At 38.8% G+C, this 24,223-nt stretch carries 22 protein-coding genes and 1 other RNA gene; 14 read left to right on the forward strand and 9 right to left on the reverse strand.

Annotation, left to right across the window (positions count from 1 at the left end):
- The first annotated feature begins 11 nt into the window (after window positions 1-11).
- Both ANA_RS21000 and ANA_RS21005 read left to right on the forward strand, forming a co-directional pair.
- Window positions 12-683, forward strand: a complete 672-nt coding sequence (locus tag ANA_RS21000; protein WP_015083426.1) for a HupE/UreJ family protein — start codon at window positions 12-14, stop codon at window positions 681-683.
- Window positions 684-855: 172 nt separating this feature from the next.
- The gene (locus ANA_RS21005; RefSeq protein WP_015083427.1) at window positions 856-1,149 is read left to right on the forward strand and encodes a hypothetical protein; all 294 of its coding nucleotides are present in this window, start codon (window positions 856-858) and stop codon (window positions 1,147-1,149) included.
- Between the two features lie 139 nt (window positions 1,150-1,288).
- On the opposite strand, the gene surE is transcribed toward ANA_RS21005, so the two are convergent.
- Entirely contained in the window at window positions 1,289-1,969 is a 681-nt protein-coding gene (gene surE / locus ANA_RS21010) for a 5'/3'-nucleotidase SurE (protein ID WP_015083428.1), read from the reverse strand.
- Between the two features lie 69 nt (window positions 1,970-2,038).
- Between surE and recJ the strand changes: the two genes are divergently transcribed.
- Window positions 2,039-4,084: a single-stranded-DNA-specific exonuclease RecJ gene (gene recJ / locus ANA_RS21015; protein WP_015083429.1), complete on the forward strand. Its 2,046-nt coding sequence runs from the start codon at window positions 2,039-2,041 to the stop codon at window positions 4,082-4,084.
- A gap of 112 nt (window positions 4,085-4,196) precedes the next feature.
- On the opposite strand, the gene psb30 is transcribed toward recJ, so the two are convergent.
- Window positions 4,197-4,316 (reverse strand): photosystem II reaction center protein Ycf12/Psb30, encoded by a 120-nt coding sequence (gene psb30 / locus ANA_RS25070; protein WP_028084264.1) that lies wholly within the window; start codon window positions 4,314-4,316, stop codon window positions 4,197-4,199.
- Window positions 4,317-4,482: 166 nt separating this feature from the next.
- Between psb30 and ANA_RS21020 the strand changes: the two genes are divergently transcribed.
- A complete protein-coding gene (locus ANA_RS21020) occupies window positions 4,483-4,833 on the forward strand; it encodes a YkgJ family cysteine cluster protein (RefSeq protein WP_015083431.1) in 351 nt (116 codons plus the stop codon).
- Between the two features lie 89 nt (window positions 4,834-4,922).
- Here the strand turns inward: ANA_RS21020 and ANA_RS21025 are convergent, their stop codons facing one another.
- Window positions 4,923-5,654 carry a hypothetical protein gene (locus tag ANA_RS21025; RefSeq protein WP_015083432.1) on the reverse strand — a complete coding sequence of 244 codons (732 nt, stop codon included), beginning with the start codon at window positions 5,652-5,654 and terminating at the stop codon, window positions 4,923-4,925.
- The gene (locus tag ANA_RS21030) at window positions 5,651-6,793 is read right to left on the reverse strand and encodes an AAA family ATPase (protein ID WP_015083433.1); all 1,143 of its coding nucleotides are present in this window, start codon (window positions 6,791-6,793) and stop codon (window positions 5,651-5,653) included. Before ANA_RS21030 ends, ANA_RS21025 begins: the two co-directional genes overlap by 4 nt.
- Window positions 6,794-7,333: 540 nt before the next feature.
- On the opposite strand from ANA_RS21030, the gene ANA_RS21035 reads away from it, so the two are divergent.
- Window positions 7,334-7,711 carry a TMEM165/GDT1 family protein gene (locus ANA_RS21035; protein ID WP_015083435.1) on the forward strand — a complete coding sequence of 126 codons (378 nt, stop codon included), beginning with the start codon at window positions 7,334-7,336 and terminating at the stop codon, window positions 7,709-7,711.
- Window positions 7,712-7,741: 30 nt separating this feature from the next.
- Window positions 7,742-8,023, forward strand: coding sequence for a TMEM165/GDT1 family protein (locus tag ANA_RS21040; RefSeq protein WP_015083436.1), 282 nt, complete (start codon window positions 7,742-7,744; stop codon window positions 8,021-8,023).
- Between the two features lie 478 nt (window positions 8,024-8,501).
- On the opposite strand, the gene ANA_RS21045 is transcribed toward ANA_RS21040, so the two are convergent.
- Window positions 8,502-9,608, reverse strand: coding sequence for a fatty acid desaturase (locus tag ANA_RS21045; RefSeq protein ID WP_015083437.1), 1,107 nt, complete (start codon window positions 9,606-9,608; stop codon window positions 8,502-8,504).
- A 243-nt stretch (window positions 9,609-9,851) separates the two neighbouring features.
- On the reverse strand, window positions 9,852-10,337 hold the full coding sequence (locus ANA_RS21050; RefSeq protein WP_015083438.1) for a hypothetical protein: 486 nt from the start codon (window positions 10,335-10,337) through the stop codon (window positions 9,852-9,854).
- Window positions 10,338-11,132: 795 nt separating this feature from the next.
- On the opposite strand from ANA_RS21050, the gene mutS reads away from it, so the two are divergent.
- Window positions 11,133-13,721: a DNA mismatch repair protein MutS gene (gene mutS / locus ANA_RS21055; RefSeq protein ID WP_015083439.1), complete on the forward strand. Its 2,589-nt coding sequence runs from the start codon at window positions 11,133-11,135 to the stop codon at window positions 13,719-13,721.
- A gap of 250 nt (window positions 13,722-13,971) precedes the next feature.
- Here the strand turns inward: mutS and ANA_RS21060 are convergent, their stop codons facing one another.
- From ANA_RS21060 to ANA_RS21070, 3 genes are all read right to left on the reverse strand, one after another.
- The gene (locus tag ANA_RS21060; RefSeq protein WP_235082079.1) at window positions 13,972-15,576 is read right to left on the reverse strand and encodes a diguanylate cyclase domain-containing protein; all 1,605 of its coding nucleotides are present in this window, start codon (window positions 15,574-15,576) and stop codon (window positions 13,972-13,974) included.
- 28 nt (window positions 15,577-15,604) lie between these two features.
- Window positions 15,605-16,177: a FecR family protein gene (locus tag ANA_RS21065; RefSeq protein WP_371260430.1), complete on the reverse strand. Its 573-nt coding sequence runs from the start codon at window positions 16,175-16,177 to the stop codon at window positions 15,605-15,607.
- Window positions 16,178-16,601: 424 nt separating this feature from the next.
- Window positions 16,602-16,925 (reverse strand): hypothetical protein, encoded by a 324-nt coding sequence (locus tag ANA_RS21070; RefSeq protein ID WP_015083442.1) that lies wholly within the window; start codon window positions 16,923-16,925, stop codon window positions 16,602-16,604.
- Between the two features lie 472 nt (window positions 16,926-17,397).
- Here ANA_RS21070 and ANA_RS21075 point away from each other — a divergent pair, with 472 nt between their 5' ends.
- From ANA_RS21075 to ANA_RS21100, 7 genes are all read left to right on the forward strand, one after another.
- Window positions 17,398-17,886, forward strand: coding sequence for a pentapeptide repeat-containing protein (locus ANA_RS21075; RefSeq protein WP_015083443.1), 489 nt, complete (start codon window positions 17,398-17,400; stop codon window positions 17,884-17,886).
- Window positions 17,877-19,013 (forward strand): 5-(carboxyamino)imidazole ribonucleotide synthase, encoded by a 1,137-nt coding sequence (locus ANA_RS21080; protein WP_041458589.1) that lies wholly within the window; start codon window positions 17,877-17,879, stop codon window positions 19,011-19,013. The genes ANA_RS21075 and ANA_RS21080 overlap by 10 nt, the downstream gene beginning before the upstream one ends.
- A gap of 62 nt (window positions 19,014-19,075) precedes the next feature.
- A non-coding RNA gene (gene ssrS / locus ANA_RS25075) (6S RNA) lies at window positions 19,076-19,260 on the forward strand.
- Between the two features lie 274 nt (window positions 19,261-19,534).
- On the forward strand, window positions 19,535-20,695 hold the full coding sequence (locus ANA_RS21085) for an RNA-guided endonuclease InsQ/TnpB family protein (protein ID WP_015083445.1): 1,161 nt from the start codon (window positions 19,535-19,537) through the stop codon (window positions 20,693-20,695).
- A gap of 382 nt (window positions 20,696-21,077) precedes the next feature.
- A complete protein-coding gene (gene rimP / locus ANA_RS21090; RefSeq protein WP_015083446.1) occupies window positions 21,078-21,539 on the forward strand; it encodes a ribosome maturation factor RimP in 462 nt (153 codons plus the stop codon).
- A 518-nt stretch (window positions 21,540-22,057) separates the two neighbouring features.
- The gene (gene nusA / locus ANA_RS21095; RefSeq protein WP_015083447.1) at window positions 22,058-23,335 is read left to right on the forward strand and encodes a transcription termination factor NusA; all 1,278 of its coding nucleotides are present in this window, start codon (window positions 22,058-22,060) and stop codon (window positions 23,333-23,335) included.
- A gap of 198 nt (window positions 23,336-23,533) precedes the next feature.
- Window positions 23,534-23,803 carry a YlxR family protein gene (locus ANA_RS21100; RefSeq protein ID WP_015083448.1) on the forward strand — a complete coding sequence of 90 codons (270 nt, stop codon included), beginning with the start codon at window positions 23,534-23,536 and terminating at the stop codon, window positions 23,801-23,803.
- Window positions 23,804-24,223 lie beyond the last annotated feature (420 nt).

A 24,223-nucleotide genomic window follows, 5' to 3' on the forward strand; every position in this document is an offset into this window, starting at 1 on the left:
ATAATCTAAAGATGTTTAAAAATTCACAGTTAGTAGCTTCTGAGTCCAGTAACTTATTAACATCTAAACAGCAGCGTCTTTTAGGAGCGATAGCTCTTTTAGTCGTCATTAGTTTACTGACTTCAGCCGGTGGATCACCCATTGAACATAATGTTTCCACCATCTGGGAAGGGTTTATTTGGGGTATAGCCGATCCAGTGATTAGTTTAGACCGTTTTGCAGGGATTGTAGCATTAGGTTTATTTTCCGCTAGATTTACCCGTGGTAATTGCCTAAATATCACCTTTGTCATTGCTGCTATCTGTGGACAATTGATTAATTTATCTCCAGTGATCTTACCTGCACCAGCAATAGCGATCGCTATTTGTACCATTGCATTAGGAATCATGTTAGTTACACCAATTCCTATTCATTGGTTAGCAATAGCTTTATTAAGTGCTACTGCTGGTATATTTCAAGGTTACTCTGATGCTACATCCATCCTCGGTGCGGAAACATTAACTATGATTATCTTTGTCATTAGTGTTGCCTTCACCCAAACAGTAATTATCATGAGTGCCAGAAAAATAGGTGTAAATTTTGGCATCAATGAAATTAACCAAATCTTCCCAAAAATCATCCGTTTTGCTGGTTTAGTATTCTGTGCAATTGGTATCGTATTTTTGGGTTACTCAGTAATTTAACTTAGGGATTGGGGAATAGGAATTGGGACTAATACCGCAAGCTCGAAGTTAAAAGTAAGAGGAATGATGACAAATTACTTTATTTATTAATAATGCTGATTATGAAACTATTGAATGAATATTTAGGAATATTACTGTGATGATTTTTCCTCAAGATTGGAGCAGGCCAGAAATGATTGCAACTGGAATAGAAACAAGAATCAGTCGTCTAGAATCTATTGTTGAACAGATTGGAGACGCTGTACTCTCGACAACTGAGACAATTGAACGTCTTGCTCACAGAGTAGATGCTCTGAGTCTACAAATAGAGGCTCAAGGAAAACAAGTACAGCAGCAAGGATATCAGATTTTTGCTTTATGTGACGCTGTGCAAAGTTTGGCTGATTCTCAGAAGGATTCTATGGAACAAATCACTCAATTGTCACAAACCTTAGATGGACTTGTATCCTTGTTGCAAGATGAATAATTATAGGAGGAGTTCAGGAGTCACCGAGTCAGGAGTCAGGAGTCAGGAGTCAGGAGTATGGCTAACGCCACGCTACGCTATCAGGAAGAAGAAAGAAGGAAGAAGAATTTAGAACCTGAATTAGTAAGCTCTAATTACCTTAAACCCTTAACTTAGTGACTGCGATTTTTCCAGAAAAACATATATCAACATCACCATTAGGAGTCCGCTCTCGTTTACTATATTCTCCTGTGTAGTAAAAATCATCACCTTCTATTCGGTAATTAACAGGTAAAGGTTTGGAACAAGGTTGACAAAATACTACTTCTGGATCTGCTTGTTGCGGTAACAGGTGTGGTAAATTAACATTCCAAAAACATCCAGGTTCGAGGGGAAGTTCCATCAAATATTCTAACAATGCAGATGTCCATCTCATAGCCGCATCCCAATCATAATCGCGTTTACCGTGACGATATTGAGAAACAGCAATTCCGGGAATTCCGTGCATTGCAGCCTCTCTAACAGCAGCCACAGTCCCAGAAATATAAGCATCAACACCCAAGTTTCCACCAGCATTAATACCGGAGATTACATAGTTGATATCTTCAGCAATATGTGAAATGGCAACTCTGATACAATCAGCAGGAGTGCCACCAATAGCATATTCACAATCTGAACGCCGTTGAAGATTAATCGGTTGATGGGTAGTAACTTGATGTCCGCAGCCAGATTGATGTGATTGCGGTGCAGCAATAATTACCGACTTACCATTTACTGCTTTAAATAAAGCTGCAATACCCGGTGCATCAATACCGTCGTCATTGGTTAAAATTATAGTCATATAGAACCGATTTGATATCTGACAATACGTAACTTAGAATAGTCTATTAAATAGACTTTTAACTCTTCTATGACCAATGACAAATCTTCCAAACGCTTACCCAATCAACGTTGGCAAATTGCAGCAAAAAATCCAGAAGCTAGTTTAATATTAGCGAATTTAACAAATATCTCCCCAATTATCAGCCAATTATTAATTAATCGGGGCATGGAAACCCCAGAAGATGCCAAGATATTTTTAGATCCCGAATCTCTGATTTTACCTTCTCCTCTCGAAGAATTCCCTGATTTAGCTGCGAGTGTGGAATTATTGGAATTAGCGATCGCCAATAAAGAGAAGATAGCTATCTGTGGAGACTATGATGCTGATGGTATGACCAGTACTGCAGTACTGCTGAGAAGTCTTAGGGCTTTGGGCGCTGATGTTGATTATGCTATTCCTAGTCGAATGCACGATGGTTATGGGATTAATAACCGGATTGTCGAAGAGTTTCATGATGAAGGGGTGAAACTAATTCTGACGGTGGATAATGGAATTTCTGCGGTTGAACCAATTACTAGAGCCAGAGAACTGGGTTTAAAAGTTATTATCACAGATCATCATGATGTTCCCCAAATATTACCTCCAGCTAACGCGATTCTCAACCCGAAACTAATAGCTGAATCTTCTCCCTATCGGGGTGTAGCTGGTGTGGGTGTGGCTTACATTTTAGCCGTTTGTTTAGCCCAACAATTAGGAGAAATCAAAGGTTTAGTGCAGCCACTGTTAGCTTTATTTACCTTGGGAACTATTGCCGATTTAGCCCCTTTAACCGGTGTGAATCGTCGCTGGATAAAACGGGGTTTAAAGTTATTACCAAAATCTAATTTACCAGGGATACAAGCATTAATTCAAATTGCCGGAGTTCAAGCCAGCGAAGGAGAAAAAAATCAAACTTCTAAATCTTTAAAACCCGAAGATATTGGTTTTCGATTGGGACCACGAATTAATGCTATCGGCAGAATTGGTGATCCCCAAATTGTCATTGATTTACTCACAACTGATGATTTTGGTATTGCACTAGCTAAAGCTATCCAATGTGAACAAACTAATACTCAACGTCAACAAATGTGCGAGGAAATTGAAAAAGAAGCCATTGCCATTGTTGAAGATTTATATATAAACTCTTTACAAAAAGACCGCGTATTAGTTGTTATCAAAGATAATTGGCATCATGGTGTTATTGGGATTGTTGCTTCTCGCTTACTAGAACGTTATGGTGTTCCTGTATTTATTGGAACTTACGAAAATGAAACCATAATTCGGGGTTCAGCGCGAGGAATTCCTGAATTTCATGTATTTGCAGCTTTAGATGCTTGTCGAGATTTATTAGGTAAATTTGGCGGCCACAAAGCTGCGGGAGGATTTTCTTTACCAGCGGAGAATTTACCAGAATTGCGGTTGCGTTTATCTGCATTTGCAAATCAGTGTTTGGAACTTCAACACCTTAAACCGCTGTTGAAAATAGATACTCAAGTTAATATCCACGAAATTAACCAGGATATTTTTCAGCAGTTAAATATTCTTCACCCCTGCGGTATTGATAACTCAGATCCAATTTTTTGGACTGCTAATGTCCAAGTGATTGAACAGAAAATAGTTGGGAAAGGTCACATTAAATTAACTGTATCCCAAACTATAGACAATCAGCGTCAAGAAATTAAAGGCATAGCATGGCGTTGGGGTGATTATTTTCCCTTACCATCAAGATTGGATATTGCTTACAAACTGCGTGAAAATAACTTTAATGGCAAAACTACCATTGAAATGGAGTTAGTAGGTGCAAAACTCCCAAATCACGTTGTTGAACTTTTCACTAATTCACCAAATCTATCACGGGCTAGTTTTGAATATAAACAGCGTCAATATACCTGCGGAATCTATGAAAATGGTATAAGTAGAGAATTAAGAGTTAAAAATTCTGAAGGTAAAGTTTTAGTCATGCGACCAGAAGATAAATTTGGTTTGTTGGGTTTCAACCGCGAAAATGCTGAACAGGTAAATCTATCTCAACCCATATATGAGGGAATTGTGCAAAATGCAATTCAGGCTTTGTCTACCTCTGTGCAGAATTAAAGATTAAAAACTCTCTTAAATGGGTAATTTAAGATTCTATTATCTCCAACGGGTAATTGGTGATTAGACAAAGCATTACCAATTACCAATTACCAATTACCAATTACCCAATTTACAGGTTGCCGTTGCGAAATGCTAGAACGAAGATGACTATGGGTCCTGAAATCACAATTAGTCCCACGCAAGTTAACTGCAAGACGACTTCCCAATTGATGTTAGCTAAAATGTCCATTTTTTCCTCCCAATGATTTTAATGGTTTAAAAAGATTTAATAATTCAATGACAAAACCCGCAACTTATCATATCTGTTTAGGGGATCTAAAATTTAATTTACTTCACAAAATTATAAGAAAAGTCATAAAAAAGTAGAATAGCAGGAATACTAGAAGGTTAAAAATATGGCTACTTGGCAATGTATAGCTCAGTGTGGGGCTTGTTGTAACCTGACACCAGCGGATCGTCCAGATATAGAAGAGTATCTTTCACCACCTGATTTAGAACTTTATCTCAGTATGGTCGGTGAGGGAGGATGGTGTGTAAATTATGATCATGGTACGCGAGAATGTAAAATCTATTCTACCCGTCCTTGGTTCTGTCGTGTGGAAGCAGAGACTTTTGAGGAGATGTATGGGATTGAAGCGGAAGATGTGAACGATTTTGCGATTGATTGCTGTCATCAGCAAATTGAGGGGGTTTATGGCGATCGCAGTTTGGAACTTATCCGCTTTGATAAAGCTGTTGGCTTTTGATTTAATTCATACAGGTATTCTCTCATTGTGTTTTTGAGCGCAGTAATCAATGGGAGATTCACCTTCATGTACCTAAGTTTTGCTACTGCTTACAAAGTTTCTATGCTATCCCATATATCTAACAATAATTTCAAGCTAGATAAATGATTCATTGATTCACATCGCTTTTTTAACGCATCTAGATACTTTTTATCCTCTACAACCTTTGGATTTTTCTTACTATAAAACAAACCAAACTGTCCGAGATATTCTTGTAGATAGTGTTTATGAAATCGCGCTTTCGTGCTAAAAGTACGTCCAGTTGGACAGCAGGACATTTCTTCAGGATCATTGACTAAAACATCGTAATATGTTTTAAAATCTGATAAAATTGTGGAACTTTTAATTAAAGGATATTCGTTAGGAATTTCTGCATTACCTAATGCCCATGTTTCAAAACAGCAATGCTGAATTATTATATGAATCTCTGTTTTTGAACTATCTATATTGTAGCCAGATTTGAGTGCATCAAGTTTAGATTTAAGTTCATGAAAACGAGCAGTATAAGAATGTTCTTCAGAGTCAATACATATAAAGAAATGATTGACATTACCGAATCTTTCTATATCAATTAGACAGGCTTCCAGTCGAGAAACTTCTGGATTTTTCTTCTGTCTATCAACCATACTCGGATAGCCATTACCTGCAATAATTCGACAAGTATTCATTGTCATATCTTCAGGTCGAACAACAAAAGTTAAGCTAGGAAATAAATGTTGTAACCATGCCTTATATACTTTTGGCTCGGTCTTTTCCCCCTCTACTAAAAATAAAAGATTCACGCAGAAAATTCCTCCCAGTTAAGTAAATTAATTAATTGAGTAAATTTATCTAAGCTAGAAGCTGTATCAAGTGCTGGAATGTCAGAAGCTTTTCTAACTCTGACTTCATTTCCGTATTTACTAACTATTTGCCAAGTTTTCCAAGGAATATTATTGATAATATATGGATGATGGCTAGTAAGTATAAACTGTACATCTGGGGATTTATCAAGGATAAAATCTGTTAGTTCAGCCATACAGTTAATTCCTAAACTGTTCTCAAATTCATCAATTAAAATCACGGATTCTTCAGGAGCAGCAGTTACTTCAACCAAAAAAATTAAAGTACGAAACATACCGGATGAAATTCGCTGTTGAGGAATCCAGTCTTCTAAACCGTTCTCCTGGATTTCAAAGAATAGCATAAAATCACCATCTTTATCTCTCTCACTACTAACTCTCACATCGTTAACTTCTGAAAAAATATCAATATAATACTCTTTAATTTCATTGAAAACATCTGGAAAAAATTTCTGCAAATAAAAAGCCTTTACGACTGGTGGAAAATTAGCAAAATATTCTTTAAAATTTTGAATTTCATCATTTTCAATATAAACTGGTATTTTAGAAGGATCAGAACCAAGTCCAATTCTCAATTGTTGACGAGTTTCAAAGTTAAATATTAATCGCTCAAATGCTTTACCCACTGGAATAATCAAATCTTCTTCTGAAAGAAGAGTAATTGCACTTTCAGTTCTTTTTAATTTAGGTAATTTTTCACTATTGAATTTTGAATCTGAATCATTGCGGACAAGTATCTCCAGTTCAGAATCATCATCATATTGAACTAATTTTTCATACACAATTTCAGTCTGTTCTGACTCATTTACATTTAGAATAATTTCTTCGTCCTTGAGTGAGGAACTTTGTAATTCCCACCTATAATTTTGTCCTAAATGAGAGAAATTGATACTCCATTCTAAATCATCTAAGTTACGATTTCTACCTTTTGCAACATCACAAATCAAGTCAAGTGCCTTTAAAATTCTTGTCTTTCCAACTCCAGAACCACCGACAAGTAAATTTAGACTCTCAAATTTAACTTCCTCAATGTGCCAATTTTCTTTATGGTTACTGAATTTAAAACTCTGTATTTTCATATTTCTTACTTTTCTTAACAAGCAATTATATAGAGAATCTCAAAGAACTTCTGAGATGAATATCTTCAATTCGCTCTATATCCGGTATTTTAGCACTCAAAGTTGTGATCAGAGATTTTGTTTTAGATTACTTTTTAATATCATTAATTAAGAGAATGTTTGAAAAGTGGTATTCCGTAATTTTCATCACATTGCTACCCCCCTTAGTCCCCCCTTTACAAGGGGGGAAACAATAAAAATCCAGTTCCCTCCCCTTTACAAGGGGAGGGTTAGGGTGGGGTAAAAAATATTTGATACATCAACCATAACTTTTCAAACACCCTCTAAGCGTGTATTCTCATCAATAATCTTTATGCGAAAAATAAATACTGTTATTTGCTCGATATTACCTCTTGACGAGTATAAGCAGAGCGATCGCAGTTTGGAACAAATCCGTTTTGATCAAGCTGTCGGTTTTTAACAAATCCAGTTGCAATTTATGACAACAATATGAGAAAATAAAGAGAATATGAAAACAACTTAGAGACAAGATTAGCGCCTGTGAAACTTGATACTCCACCTGTCAGCATTTCCCACTTATCAGAAACTGAAAGCCAATTACATCAATCCATAGTTAAGGATCATCCCCAACCGAAAGAATCTGTATTTATGGTATTTGGGACAACCTTCATCACCATTTTTCTCGCGGAAATTGGTGATAAAACCCAACTTTCTACCCTGTTAATGAGTGCAGAATCTCATGCCCCTTGGGTGGTTTTTCTGGGTTCGGCAGTAGCATTAATTACTACTAGCTTACTGGGAGTATTATTAGGTGGTTGGATATCTACAAAACTTAGCCCTAAAACCGTTGAGAAATCAGCCGGGGTGATGTTATTACTGATTTCCGTCATGTTGGTATGGGATGTAATTCAGGGTTAATACTTGTAAATATTGTGAACTGGGGAAATTATGAACTGGCATCTTTTAGGACTAAGCTTTGTCACGGTATTTTTGTCAGAATTGGGTGATAAAAGTCAATTAGCAGCGATCGCTCTTTCTGGACAAGGACAATCTCGAAAAGCTATATTTTTTGGTACAGCAGGTGCTTTAGTATTAACCAGTCTCCTGGGCGCATTAGCTGGTGGTGCGGTGTCCCAATTTTTACCTACACGGATTTTAAAAGCGATCGCTGCTGTGGGATTTGCCATTCTTGCTATCCGTCTCTTATTACCCAACAGTGAAGAGGATTGACACTCTCAGGGAGCCAAGCCACTGAGATTCTACTGACAGAATTAGATTAAGGGTTTAGCCCAATCCAATCTCGCTGCGACCGCCAAACGCCGCCTAGACGCTCAAAACAACTGCCAATCAAGGTGTCGAAATTGCGCTTACTTTTATTGTTTTCAGTGTTTTCAGAATCCATCACTAAGCCAAGACTCGGTACGCTCCACACCCTGCCATTACTCGCTCTTTCTTGTCAATACTGCCGTTAGGACTTGAACCTAACCGTTGTTTCTTATGAGCCGGGATTTATCCGTACTAGGATGCTTCAACACATAGATGTTTTTTGTTCTTACTCACAATTTAATTCTAACATACCACAGGGATTAAAATCCCTCGTGCGATGCACTGAGCCTGTCGAAGTGTCGCTTATATTTCAGCGGCTTTAGCCGCTGAGTTTTACGCTTACCGGATGCTCTTATAAATGATCGGAAATTAAGCAGATCCGCTACTGTAACATAAAGTTACTACCGTAAGCGGTTGATTGATGAAATGAAGCGATAGATACAAGACGATCCTCCGATGCGTCCCACAAAATAAATTGGAAGCAATCAGGAATATCCGCTATTTTTAGCTTTTTTACATGGGTCAGTAAATGAATATTTTGATTATGGCAAGCTTCCAGATTGTAATTAGGTATTCTTTCAGAAAGATGGTGAATATTGTGGTAGCCTATGTCTGCCCCAAACCATTTAAGAACTCTGGGTAATTCTAAGTAACTACTACCTTCTAATGCTCCTAGAGTATAATCCCAACCTTCAGTTTTATGGGCGTAAGAGCCATCAAAATTGTGCTGTACAAAGAAGATGCAGATAAAAATTGCTGCTGAAAAGGTGAGAGTGATTGAGTAAACCCCAAAGAAGAATCCAAATCCTAGTAAATAACCCAAATAAATCCAACTACTAACTACGCAAATATTGTTGAAAAGGATATCAAAAAACTCTCCTGTTGTGTACCAATTTCTGGATTTATAAGAGTAAATGATTTCCTTGATATCCATAGTCGGTTCTTTCTGTATGCAAGTCAGCAAATGACCTATAAAACCATACAAACCAGCGATTAGTGCCAGTCTGGGCTTAATTGCTAGATAGAAAAAACCGCCGGGCAAAAGCATTAATGGATGCCTAAGTAATTCATACCGCTTTTGGGCAAAAGGACTAAGTTTACTAAACTGCTCTGTGGAGATTAATGCAGCCGGTCCTTTATATTTTTCCCAGTCGCCATTTGTTTTATGATGAAAAGCATGACCCCTTGACCAAGGATATTGAGGGATGCCATTCATCACTCCCAAAATAAACCCTACCACTCTATTGACCCGTTTTGATCTAAAGAGTGAATAATGTCCACAATCGTGCATTAAAGAAAAACAACGCAGTGAAAATAGTATGATCAAAATCATGATCGGTGGCAGCAACCAAAAGGAAAATTCTGCTGCTTTTGCTGCTAAAATCCATAACAAAATATAGGGAACAACTGTATTAAGGACTTGATAAGTTGCGCGTAAGTCGTTGCTCTTCATGTAGGGAGCTAAGACAAAATCTGATTTCTTAATCATTATGATTAGTTTGACCACTATCTTTACTAACAGTCCGGTGATGTTGGCTGGGAATTACTTTGTCATAAGCTCACCAAAAATTGAGGTTTTTGGCGATTCATTAACCCAGATTCTGCACGCTATTTTATACTATATCTAGTATGACAAATATTGGGTTAATGTTTAGCTAGATAGCAATCTTCAAAATCCCGGACAATGCCAGTGTTTATGCTTGATAGTGTGATATTTTTTACTTTTTAAACATTAAGCTTCGCGCCAGTACAAATTTAACAGAATACCACCTGCTACTAGCTTTAATGCTTCTAATAGAAAATAACCGCTGTGTAATAAGTTCATTTGTGGTGGAACTAGATTACTAGTAAGTAAGCTGAAATTAGCACCTAGAGCGCACATTTGGGGAGTTAAGAAATAAGTATCTAGTAATGCTACTGTTAACAGAATTCCAGATAAAGCAATACTACCTAAAGGCCAATTAGATTTAGTCTTGCTAATAGCCAGTACAGCAGTTAAAACCACAGTAGCAGACAATAATTCTAGGCGATTAAAATTCCAAAAAACCAGATAACCTGCTGTAGAAAAATTAGCCTCATTCATCATACCAGCAAAGTAAAGACTAGGCATAATTACCCAATCTAAAACCAGACTAGCACTGAGCCAGAAGCCCAGAGTTAACATAATCGCTGTTTGCCAAGTTGACCGTTTAAATTCCAGACTAGAAAGAGTGTTCATAAAAATAATTGCTTTGTTGTCTTCTTAGAGTCTAACTAAAACAGTGATTTTGGCAACAAATATCAATTAATTGTTACAAACAAGAAACTCTAACCCAGATTTGCACCAAAAGGAAAAAATCATTTCAATACCAAGGGTAGTTTAATAAAAATAAATAAACCTGAAGCGATCGCTCCCAATCCCCCACATCACGTTATGATCAGAAGGAATCACAATAATCTGTGCCAATAAATTCTCAGCATCTACCGTCAGTAACCCAGCCCTAAAGGGACTGGGCTTGCAAGAGTAATCAAGCAAGCCGTGCTGACCAGACCACCCTGAGTGACCTGCCCTGAGCGGTGTCGAAGGGAGTCGAAGGGTAGCCGTTATTTGAGCCACGACACCCCGGAATGCGTAGCCCCTTCGGGGTTCAGCAGTCGCTCATGGGGGAAACCCCCAAGACCGCGCTGCTTCACTAGTTCCCTGCTCTGTCATTTGCAATTAAACAGTTTTAAGGTCACTGAAACAGTGTTGCAAGTCTAAAAAGCTTTTATAACTGGTCGTTCGCGCAGCGTGCCGGAGGCATCTAGCTAACATTACCCCAGAAATGGGAGGCTCTTTGGAGCAAAACATTATGCGTACAGAGTTGGAAAATTTGAATCGGTAATTGTCCCGTTGAAAGTACATCACAAAAGTACCCCGAATTTTTCAACTCCAAGGCGGTAATGAAAAAATATTCAAAGCGGTTAAAACCGCCCGTGTCGCTTCCCTCTCAGGTCTAAAAACTCGCTCGTTTCCCACTTACCGCAAGGTCTTATGACGACTTCCACACCAGAACCCAATCAACCCAACAAATCACTTACTGATACAAATCTGGTAGAAGACCGCAGCAAGCTGAGTAAGATGTATCAGCATTATGTAGAAGTCAAGGATAAGTATCCTCATGCGTTGCTGCTGTACAGAGTAGGCGATTTTTTTGAAACTTTTTTCCAAGACGCTGTAACCGTCTCCAGAGAATTAGAATTAGTCTTAACTAGTAAACACGGTGGGGAAGTCGGTCGCGTTGCCATGACAGGTGTACCTCATCACGCTTGGGAACGCTACACAACCCAACTGGTAGAAAAAGGTTATGCTGTGGTAATTTGCGACCAAGTAGAAGACTCCGCTGATGCCATTGGTTTAGTAAAGCGAGAAGTAACACGCATTCTTACACCAGGGACTTTGCTAGAAGAGGGAATGCTCAAAGCCAGTCGGAATAATTACATAGCGGCTGTGGTAATTGCTGTCAATCATTGGGGGTTAGCCTACGCAGATATCTCAACAGGGGAATTTCTCACATCTCAAGGTAGTGATTTAGAACACTTAACTCAGGAGTTAATGCGTTTACAACCTTCCGAAGTCCTGTTTCCCACTAACGCCCCCGATTTAGGTAGTTTACTGCGTCCAGGGGAAACTTCACCCTCTTTGCCCCAATGTCTACCACCTACATTTTGTTATAGTTTGCGATCGCAAGTCCCCTTTTCCCAAGCAGAAGCTAGAAGTAAATTATTGCAGAAATTCAAAGTGCGATCGCTCGAAGGTTTGGGTTGCGAACATCTCCCCCTGGCAGTTCGCGCCGCTGGTGGTCTTTTAGAATACATCGAAGACACACAAAAAGCCAATCCCGTCTCCCTGCAATTATTACGCACATATACATTAAATGATTATTTAATAGTAGATCATCAAACCCGCCGTAACCTAGAAATTACCCAAACCGTCCGCGACGGCACATTTCACGGTTCTCTATTATGGGCTTTAGATCGAACTAGCACCGCCATGGGCAGCCGGGCTTTAAGAAGATGGTTGTTACAACCGCTACTGGAGATTAAAGGGATTAAATCCCGCCAAGATACCATTCAAGAATTAGTAGAAAATACACCTTTACGCCAAGATCTACGCCATTTACTCAAGCAAATTTATGATTTAGAACGTTTAACAGTCAGAGCCGCTTCTGGTAGAGCAAATGCACGGGATTTAGTCGCCTTAGCTGATTCTTTCTCCCGTTTACCAGAATTATCTCGCTTGGTAGAAGATGCGAGATCACCTTTCTTAAAAGCTTTGCAAAAAGTCCCGCCCAGCCTCGAAGAACTAGCAGAAAAATTACACGCTCACATCGTAGAATCACCACCGACTCATCTAAAAGAAGGCGGTTTAATTCGGGCGGGAATCAATCCGCTTTTAGATGAAAGAAAGGCTACAGTCGAAAGTGATCAACAATGGATTGCCAACTTAGAAGTTGACGAAAGAACAAGAACGGGAATCCCCACTTTGAAGGTAGGATTTAATAAAACTTTTGGTTATTATATCAGTATTTCCCGCAATAAATCTGACCAAGTTCCCGATAATTACATTCGTAAGCAAACTCTGACAAATGAGGAACGTTACATTACTCCTGATTTGAAAGAACGAGAAGCCCGAATTCTCACAGCGCGAGATGATTTAAATCAGTTGGAATATCAGATTTTTGACGCATTACGGGATGAAGTGGGTTCTCATGCCGAAATCATCCGTAATATTGCCCGTGCCGTAGCTGCGTCAGATGTATTATGTGGTTTGGCGGAATTAGCCGTACATCAAGGTTATTGTCGTCCAGAAATGCTTACAGGACGCGAGATTAACGTGATTGATGGTCGTCACCCGGTGGTGGAACAGTCTTTACCTGCTGGATTTTTTGTCCCTAATTCGACTAAACTTGGTCAATTGTCAGTGGTCAGTGGTCAGTTGTCAGTAGAAACAACAATAGACAACAATCCTGATTTGGTGATTTTGACAGGTCCAAATGCGAGTGGGAAGAGTTGTTATTTAAGACAGGTGGGTTTGATTCAATTAATGGCACAGGTGGGGAGTTTTGTCCCTGCTAAGTTTGCTAAATTGGGAGTGTGCGATCGCATTTTTACCCGTGTTGGGGCTGTAGATGATTTAGCCACAGGTCAATCTACGTTTATGGTGGAAATGAATGAAACTGCCAATATTCTCAATCATGCAACTTTGAGATCTTTGGTTTTGTTAGATGAAATTGGTCGCGGGACAGCAACTTTTGATGGTCTTTCAATTGCTTGGGCTGTAGCAGAATATTTAGCAGTTGAGATTAAATCTCGCACGATTTTTGCTACTCATTATCATGAGTTAAATGAATTGGCTACTATTATTTCAAATGTGGCAAATTATCAAGTTACAGTTAAAGAATTACCAGACCAAATTATCTTTTTACATCAAGTTCAACCCGGTGGTGCTGATAAATCCTATGGAATAGAAGCAGGAAGGTTAGCAGGTTTACCCACAGTGGTAATTCAACGGGCAAAACAGGTGATGGGACAAATCGAAAAACACAGTAAAATAGCCATGGGATTGCGTGAGAATTTATAAAAATTGGCTGCTGTGATTATGTCCGCATTAAAGGCAGCATAAACCATTAGACTTGTCCAAATAAAGAATTATCAACTTATCCCAGCAACATTAATAAACAACTAGGAAATGGTTAAAAATTGGTTAATCTTATGTCGTATTTCTATTAATAAAATCAAAATTTGTTATTACTTAAGACTCAAATATTTCTGTATTATCCAGATGAGCCATCTGATTACTTGATAATTCACCAGTAATATCAAAATTACTATTAATTTATACCTAAATCTTTAGAAGTAATGATCCGAAAGCGATCGCGTCCTTCTTTTTTGGCACGATAAAGTGCTTCGTCTGCTGTTTTAATGAAGAATGCAGCCGGAATATCAGCAGTAGGAATTAAAGTAGTAACTCCTAAACTGACCGTAACATATTGACTTACCTCAGAAGCTGAATGCAAAATTGCCAATATTTTCACTTGATCACGGATTTCTTCGGCGACAATTATTGCACCTTCTGCATTTGTATTTGGTAAAATTACTACAAATTCTTCTCCTCCATATCGCGCTACTAAATCACTAGGTCTTTTAATAGCTTGACTCATGGCAAAAGCCACTTTTTGTAAACAACTATCTCCCGCTTGATGTCCGTAAGTATCGTTATATCGTTTAAAAAAATCTACATCACACAAAATCAGGGAGAGTGCAGATTTGTCCCTAGCCATGCGTCCCCACTCTTGCTGCAAATATTCATCAAATCGGCGACGATTAGGAATTTGCGTGAGGCTGTCGTAATTAGCCAGACGGTAGAGAGTTTGATTTTCGGCTTTAAGGTTCAGATCATCTTGCCAAATTACAATTCCAGTTGTCATTCCTAATAAAGTTATTGGTGCAGCCACAGGTAGCCAATAATTGATTTTTAGCATGAGCAAACTGAAAATTTCCCAGAGTACACATAGCCCTATACAGAATCCTAATTTTTTCCTAGAATGCCAACGAACAATTACTAAACCCCAGACTGGACCTGCCAATAGTAATAATATTATCCATGCCCCAGAAGGAAAAAGATCGAGAAAATTATTTTGAAATACATTATTAATAAAAGTTGCTTGTAAGTAAACTCCGCCCGTGGGTGGATCATAATTAAAGGGCGTGACTAAAACATCAATACCAGGAGCAGTAACTCCTACTAAAACAATTTTATTTTTAAATAAATCGGCTGATACTTTCCCCTGCACTACATCACTAAAGGAATAGTGAGGCATTTGCTGAACCTGACTAGGCCAGTTAATCCATAATGGCTGCTCTAAATTAGGCAAAGGGGGTATTTCCATAAAAGTTCCATAAGCCCGGATAGCCGCAATTCCTAAGGAAGAAATACCATTTTTTAGTGGCTGTACATTACGGATTATACCATCTCCATCTTTCTGACTGAATATATGTCCTGTAGTTATTGCGGCCTGTTCTAGTTCAGGGACAGGAAACCAAGGTTCTCCTTGAGTATCCCAAGCCTCTGCCAATACCACTTTACCATGTTGTTTCATAGCCTTTGCCAGAGCCGTATCATCGGGGCTAGACTCAGAAAAAATAATATCGAAGACAACTACATTTGGCTGGGCTGTATCGAGTACATTTAATAGCTCTATATATCTTGTCCGTGGCCAGGGAAATTGTTTAAACTCTGCCAAACTTTTGTTATCTATTGTCACTACTACTATCTGCTGATTCCAGTCAATATTTCCCCTTAGTCGGAATAGGGTGTTATATGTTATCCATTCTAAAGGTTGAAAAATTCCCAGTAACAGGAAACAAATAACTATCAACATGGCTATAAAACCAGGAAACAATTTCCCAAATAACCGCTGGATTTCTGTGAACATGATCATACATTTTCAGTTCTTACTTTTATTAAGGAACAGCTAATTCATACTTTTGCTTTTTTCCTAAAGGTGTTGTGATACTAACTGCAATTTTTCGATTATTAGGAAGGGCTGTTATCACCTCAAACTCTCCATTCTGATTGGTTATTAATGATTCATTCGCTAAAATAACTAAATTCACAGGATCTACTTTACCTGCAATTTTTGCCTGTTGATTGCCCATATCTGCCAGGATTTTTATTTGCAAACTAGTATCATCTCGTAAACGCACTGGAGGTGAAGGTGGTTTTCCTGGAATTACAAAGCTTTGAAAACCTTTATTTACAGATACAGTTTTACCTTGAGCAGATGTTACCACCTGGCCTTTTAAAGTTGCTACCCCTGTTTTCCCACTAGGTTGGACACTAACACCAAATTCTGTACCTCTGACTCCTGTAATCCCTGCTGGAGTTTTAATTTCTAGTCTAGATTCTCGATTGTTCAAAGGACGTACTTTTAAACGCACCTGTCCACCAGTTAGCAGCAACTCTGTGACTTTTCCATTATTACTAGTGCTATGCAGTTTTTGAATTTGCAGTTTTGTATTTTCTGCCACTTCCACAAAAGCAATTTCTGTATCTAATGCTAACATCGTCCGAGAATTCTTTCCTGTACCAATGCTATCACCAACCTTTTGCAACTTTGTGCCGACATTGGCAGGTTGGGAAGTTTGTTGATTTCCATAAATAACATTACCAAAAATGCTACGTACTTCTAAGTAGCGGTTAACTCTTAACTGTAAATTATTCTTGGCTAATGCTTGCTGAAAGGTTAATAGGAAGATGAAAAATAAACTCAATAATAGCCAATGTTTTTTAATCACTGAATTTTTTGGAAATTAGATTACCCCTGTATCTAATTTTAGGCGATCGCTTCTCTTGTGGCAAGTAAGCTGTCACGCATCTAGTTTTTGAACCTGATCTAGGCTATAGGCGGGTTTCTGCCTCCAAATTATACAATTTAAGTGCGCGACAGCTTTTAAAAATCTAGACATCCTCTGGTTCAAATTGTGCCACAGTTACAGCATTAAATGCAAAAGATAAAACTAAGGGAATCGGACATTTAAACCAAAAAGTGTAAATCACTGCTAGGATAGTGGTAGATATGGCCGCACAAGCCCAATACATTTCCTGATTAGTTAAACCATTTTTTTCTTTAATTACTCTCAACACATTCATTGGGATTGGTTCTGGCATGACTCCACCAGGAGGAAACGCCCAATAGTTACCACGTCTCTCAACAAATAAATCTGTCCAACCGTTTTCTAAGCACCATGCTTCAATCCATTGAATAGAGTAATGATTTATCATATAAATACCAATTTCCTTTGTTAATGTGTGCAGTTTGTCAATTTTAATAACTTAAAGATCTTAGTCAGATATAGCAGCAGTCAGCAGGAAAAATCTTGTGTTATCTGGCTTTTTTAGGGACTTTTTTCCCTTATTCAAGTACATATCGCTATAACTTTTAGTTCATTGTTTTAAAGGTTTATCAAATTATTTTATACATATTAACAATCCTGTTTCCACAGCCATCACCATAACTAACAGATTATCAGTTGTCCTGACTACTAGACTTTAAAAGATAACAAACTTTACTTGTAATCAAACTTAATGAATTATTGTAAATAGTAAAATCCTGCTGGAGCAATAATGCCATTTTTTTCCAGAATCAGCAACAGTTAAAATTTAAAAAAGGGAGTAATTACCAAAAGCGTTATTACAAAATATTAACGTTTATGCAAAACTTAACTTATCCAGTATCAATTTGGACTCATCAACTATGTTTTGGCAAAAGAGCTTAGGATGGATTTTGGGAATTATGGTTTGGTGCGTTGCACAGCCAGCATCAGCAGATTGGACTCATCCTTTATCATATAGCAATGCCGAATTGTCGAGACAAGATTTTTCGGGACAAAGTTTACAAGCTGCGGAATTTTCTAACGCTAACTTAGAAATGGCTAACTTTACAGGTGCGGACTTACGAGGAACAGTTTTCAGTGCTTCAGTCATGACAAAAGCAAATTTACATGGAGCAGATTTAACCAATGCGATGGTGAATGAGGTAAAATTAGCAGGTGCTGATTTAAGTAATGCCGTTTTAATCGAAGCTCTTTTACTCCGCACCGTCTTCACAGATGTTAATATCACAGGTGCAGATTTTACAGACGCAATTTTAGATAAAGCGCAAATTAAAGAGCTATGTCAAAAAGCCAGTGGTGTAAATTCTCAAACTGGTGTAGAAACTCGTGAGTCCTTAGGATGTCAATGAAACTTGGTATAATTGGTGGTGGACAACTGGCTTGGATGATGAAAGATGCAGCAGATAAGCTGGGAGTAGAATTAATAGTCCAAACTCCTAGTCCCAATGATCCAGCCGTATCTGTTGCCCAACATAGCATTTTTGCCGCAGTTGATGATGCCGCTGCCACAGAAATTTTAGCGACAAAGTGTGATATCGTTACCTTTGAAAATGAATTTGTTAACCTTGCGGCTTTATCACTGCTAGAAAAACAGGGTGTTTGTTTTCATCCTCAACTAGCAGCTTTAGCACCCCTGTTAGATAAATATGAGCAACGGTGCTATTTACGGGATTTAGGTTTACCAGTTCCCCAGTTTTTGGCATTATCAGGGGAAAAAAAGCTAGAATCTCAAATTGAAAATTTGGGTTTTCCTGTGGTTCTCAAAGCCAGAAGACATGGATATGATGGTCAAGGAACTTTTATCATTCCCGATTTTGCAACTTTATCAAAAATAGTTAATCAAACTCATAGCCAGTTTTTAGTCGAAGAATTTGTGCCTTTTACCAAAGAACTGGCTATAATTGCCGCCCGTTCTGTAAATGGGGAAATTGTCATCTATCCAGCGGTAGAAACTCTCCAGAAAGAACAGGTTTGTCGGTGGGTAATTGCCCCCGCTCAAATCACCCAAGAGCAAAGTTTGCAAATTGAAGCGATCGCCCATAAACTATTAACTAGCCTCCAATATATAGGAGTCTGTGGCATTGAATTATTTCTCACCGCCCAAGGTAAAATCTTAATTAATGAAATAGCACCACGTACCCATAACTCTGGGCATTTTTCCCTGGATGCTTGTGAAACTTCCCAATTTGAACAACACCTGAGAGCAGTGTGTGGTTTACCATTAGGCAATACTAGATTACATTGTGCTAGTGCCGTGATGGTTAATTTGCTAGGATATGAAAACAGCCATTGTGACTACCAAAAACAACGTCAACAATTAGCAAATATTCCCCAGGCTACTGTTCATTGGTACGGAAAAACAGAAGCTCGTCCAGGAAGGAAGCTAGGACATATCACCGTTTTATTAGATCAAGATCACACTAATGGAGTAGAGGACATTATACACAAAATTGAATCTATCTGGTATCCCCAGTAGAAATTTGCCAAAATTTTCCCAAAATACACACACAAACTATTTTTCAAAGCTATAATGAGTTAGTTGCACTACGACGATTGGTGACTGCCGTCAAGTTTTTTGATCTATGTCTTTAACAACAAGGGAGCTAAACAATTCTCGTGGCAGTATACTGGGCTTGTACCCAGAAACTTTAAATGAGAACCCTCAGTTCCCACCTGGTTTAACCAGGTCATAAACTTAGGTAAAACGGCGTTGTGGTGAACTAAAAAATTTTAGCTCCCCGGTTGATAAAACTGGGGAGCTTTACCTTAAACAGCAAGAAGGCTCACACTGTACCTGTACTCAGGTCAGTGTTGAGATGAATTGCGCGTGAGAAATCCGGGTGTAGTCTGACCATATTTGTAGCTTGCTTCCCGCAGGGTGCGCAGCGAAAACCGGAAAGACTACAACGACGAAACGAGCAAAATATTCGTTTTTTATTCGGTATGTTTTGATTATTTGTGTTACCATGAATATACGAACGCGGTAAGGTCGATACCATGTATAGAGCAATTAAAGTTAGGATTTATCCCACTGATGAGCAAGAATCATATTTAGCTCAATGTTTTGGTAATACTCGATGGTTGTGGAATTATATGCTTAATGCCACTACTGTCGCGGATAAAGAAATAAGCATTGGGCTTTCTAAAGCGGCTATGGATAAGTTGCTTCCAGGATTAAAAAAGGAATATGAATGGTTAGGACTTGCATACAGTCAAGTGTTGCAACGAGTCACATTCAATCTTTCTAGTGCGTTTGTCAACTTTTTTGAAGGCCGTGCTAAATTTCCTAACTTTAAATCTAAACATGGTAAACAATCAATTCAATATCCCCAAAATGTGAAACTGATGCCAGAGGATTCTGTGATTAAGTTTCCTGGCAATTTAGGGATGATGAAAACCGTGTTCCATAAAGAATTGCCCGATGCAAAATTCACGGCTGTAACAATATCAAGAAATGCAGACGGTAGGTATTATGCATCTATTCTTTTTAACCAAAATGACAATCCGGTAGTTGCAATTAGAAAAGCTATTGGTGTTGATTTGGGATTGAAAAACTTTGCTATAACTTCCGAAGGCTCAAAATATGACCTTCCTAAGAAGCAATTAGCTCTTCTCGAAAAGAATAAAAAACGCAAGCAGAAAAAACTAGCTAAGAAGACCGATAAAACATCTAATAAACGTCGTAAAGCTAAACGTTTAGTCGCAAAAGTTTCTAGCAAAATAGCTAGAGTCCGTGAAGACTTTCTACACAAGCTATCTCGCAAAATAGCATCCGAAAACCAAGTTATTTGTGTAGAAGATTTGGCAGTTAAGAATATGGTTAAAAATCCCAACTTGGCAAAAGCTATTAGTGACTCTTGTTGGGGAATGTTTCAAACCATGCTCAAATACAAAGCTGAAAGATTTGGTCATACTTATCAAGAAATAGGTCGTTTCTTCCCGTCTTCTCAACTTTGTAGTGAAACTCTACTACCAATTCCGGTATTGCAAAAAGGATATGATTCGTTAGGAGTTAGGTTTGTAGATTGCCCTCACTGCCAAAAACAGCATGATAGAGATATCAATGCCGCAATAAATATTAGAAATGAAGGTTTGCGACTTTGGGCGTTAGGAACTAGCGCTTCTGCCCTTGGAGGGGATGTAAGACCAAAGTCTTAGGGACGTAAAAAATCCATGAAGTCCGAGGCAGTCCCCATGGAATTGGGAAGCCTACACTGTACCGTCAGGTCAGTGTAGGTAGTTCACGATATATACCTTAAATTTAGAGGTAAAAAGCAAAATACGGAAAGAAAAAGATTTTCCCAATGACAACTGACCAATGACAACTGACCAATGACAACTGACAACTGACAACTGACAACTGACCAATGACAAATGACAACTGACCAATGACCATTTCTTCAAGTCTGTCATGACTAACTGAAGAAATAAGCTACACTCATTTTAGGGGCGAACTCATACAGTTCGTCACAATACTTCTTGGAAGATATCCCTATCGCAGGAAGTGGGTTGAAGCCCACTTTTTTTATTGAATTCTCCCATGACTCATCCTTTAATACCACAAATTATTGATTTGGCGACACCAGTAGCCGCAGAACTAGGATTGGAAGTTGTTAGTATAGTTTTTCATACGAACCAAAACCCCCCAGTCTTGCGAGTAGATATCTTTAATCCTCTACAGGACATTGGACTGGATGATTGTGAAAGGATGAGCCGTGCCGTTGAAGCCTCATTAGATGCGGCCGATATCATTCCAGACGGTTACATATTGGAAGTATCTAGTCCTGGTATTTCGCGGCAACTGGTAACAGACAGGGAGTTTATTTCCTTCAAAGGATTCCCTGTAGTTATTTCTACTTCCCCACCCTCCGAACAACAGCAAGAGTGGATAGGTCTATTGATTAGCCGGGATGAAACTACAGTTTACCTTAATCAAAAGGGTCGTGTAGTAAAAATTCCCCGTAACCTCATTACCAAAGTCCAAATAGATGAGCGTAGCTAATCAATTTTAGATTTTAGACGTTGGATTAGGGACTGGTAACTGGTAATTGGTAATTGGGAAGGAGTAATTGGGGAAAAGAACACAATTATTTCTTAACAGTTATCTAATTTTGCTGACTGCTGACTTGACACTCTCCGCTCTAAAGAGATTGTCAATGTATAGTGTTGAGCCGTTAGGCAACATCGGGTGTTTGTACAGGTTAATTACCCTTACCTGTTAAAGACATTGTAACACCATAAGTCACTGAGAGATTTATCCCCTCTCTCGCTTAAAAAACACCCAAACATAAAAACCCAAAAAGGTTTTAGATTTTAAGTCTAGGGTCAGAAACGGTAAGTTCTACCGAGATTGCCTGTGGAGCGGAAAAACCTCTTAGAAGCCATTCTAAGACCGTGATGAAGCAGGAAGTAAACACTAAGGTTATCGCTGTCCAGATGTGTCTAGACTTTGGTAATTTTGGGTAAGTTTTATAGAACGGTTTTAAGCCTACTTTCTTATAAAATTTTAGGAGACTGCGTATGTCAATGGTGACTTTATCGGGATTAAAAGAGCTAATCGAAAGTATTAGCCAAGAACGAAACTTACCGCGTTTAGCTGTACAAGCAGCTATTAGAGAAGCCTTAATTAAGGGTTACGAACGTTATCGTCGCGCCCAAAATTTAGAACGCAGACAATTTGATGAAGAGTATTTTAATAATTTTGAAGTAGAACTGGATATTGAGGGTGAAGGATTTCGGGTTCTTTCCACCAAAACCATTGTTGAAGCAGTTGCTAACACTGATCATCAAATTTCCTTAGATGAAGTCCAGCAAGTAGCCCCAGAAGCCCAACTGGGAGATTCTGTAGTATTGGATGTCACCCCAGATCAAGGAGAATTTGGGCGCATGGCAGCCATGCAAACGAAACAAGTATTGGCGCAAAAACTGCGAGATCAACAACGCCAAATGGTGCAAGAAGAGTTTCAAGACTTGGAAGGCACGGTTTTACAAGCTAGAGTATTGCGATTTGAACGTCAATCTGTAGTTTTGGCAGTTAGTAGCGGATTTGGACAATCAGAAGTAGAAGCCGAATTACCCAAGCGAGAACAGCTACCCAACGATAATTATCGGGCTAATGCTACCTTTAAGGTATATCTAAAAAAAGTTTCCCAAGGGCAGCAACGAGGGCCACAATTGATGGTATCTCGTGCTGATGCAGGTTTGGTGGTTTATCTATTCGCCAATGAAGTCCCAGAAATTGAAGATGAGGTAGTGCGAATTGTGGCTGTAGCGCGAGAAGCTAACCCTCCCTCTCGTTATGTAGGACCCCGCACAAAAATTGCTGTTGATACCCTAGACCGCGATGTAGACCCCGTTGGTGCTTGTATTGGTGCGCGGGGATCACGAATTCAGGTGGTAGTTAATGAATTACGCGGTGAAAAAATTGATGTGATTCGCTGGTCTCCAGATCCAGCTACCTATATTGCCAATGCGTTGAGTCCAGCAAAGGTAGATGAAGTCAGACTCATGGACCCCGAAAGTCGCCAAACTCACGTTTTAGTGGCTGAAGATCAACTGAGTTTAGCTATTGGTAAAGAAGGGCAAAATGTGCGGTTAGCTGCCCGTCTCACTGGTTGGAAAATTGATATTAAAGATCAGGCTAAATATGACGAGGAAGCCGAAAATACTAAATTTGCAGCGGTGAGAGCGCAATATCAATCCCAAAATGATAGGGATGACAGGTCTGACCGAGAAGATGCAATGGCAGAAGAATTAGAATTGGATGAGGATAGATTTGACAATAGCGAGGAAGATTAATTCCCCAAATTTATCTGCAATAATTTGAAAAAGGAAGGGAAGCAGGGAGCAGGGAGCAGGGGGAATATTTCTTCCCAATGACAACTGACAACTAACAACTAACAACTGACAACTGACAACTAACAACTAACAACAGGCATTAAAAAATACATTGTTTAGTATCCCCAAGATATCTAACTTAAATCTGGCAGAAGACTGATGAAACCGAACTATCGGCGTTGTATTAGTTGTCGTCAAGTCAACTTGAAACAAGAGTTTTGGCGGATTGTCCGCGTCTTTCCATCTGGAAAGGTACAATTAGATCAGGGCATGGGGCGTTCTGCCTATATCTGTCCGCAAGAGAGTTGCCTACAAGCAGCTCAGAAGAAAAATAGACTAGGGAGATCGCTGCATGGAGCAGTGCCAGATACAGTGTATCAAACATTGTGGCAACGTCTAAATCACGGCGATCGCCAAGATCGCATTTAATGGTAACAACTAAAATTGCGATAGTCTCTAAAGATATTATGACAAAAGCCGAACTATTCGGTATCTGATCATAACCTTTAGTATCGTTCAAGTTAATGCCAAAATAGTAAATGGATGTAACCAGCTTTCTCGATCTCCTTTTTTGGACAAGACGCAAGGCATTACTCCCAACAAGTTTTTTTTTGATTGTATTGTGGAAGACTCACAAATCAGCAAAACAAAAAAACCAAAAATGGCGACCTGGTAGCGTCAAATCGCAGTTCTGCATCAACCATCATTCCTGGTGGAGATGTCAGTATTAACCCGAAACATCTCTCTTTCCTAACTGGAGTCACCGGCAATATCACCAAAGGCAACCGAAAAAACAGTGATCAAAGGGTGGAGATGTCACAAACCAGGCAACCATCCGCTAAAACTGTA

The organism is Anabaena sp. 90, assembly GCF_000312705.1.
Lineage (GTDB): Bacteria > Cyanobacteriota > Cyanobacteriia > Cyanobacteriales > Nostocaceae > Dolichospermum > Dolichospermum lemmermannii.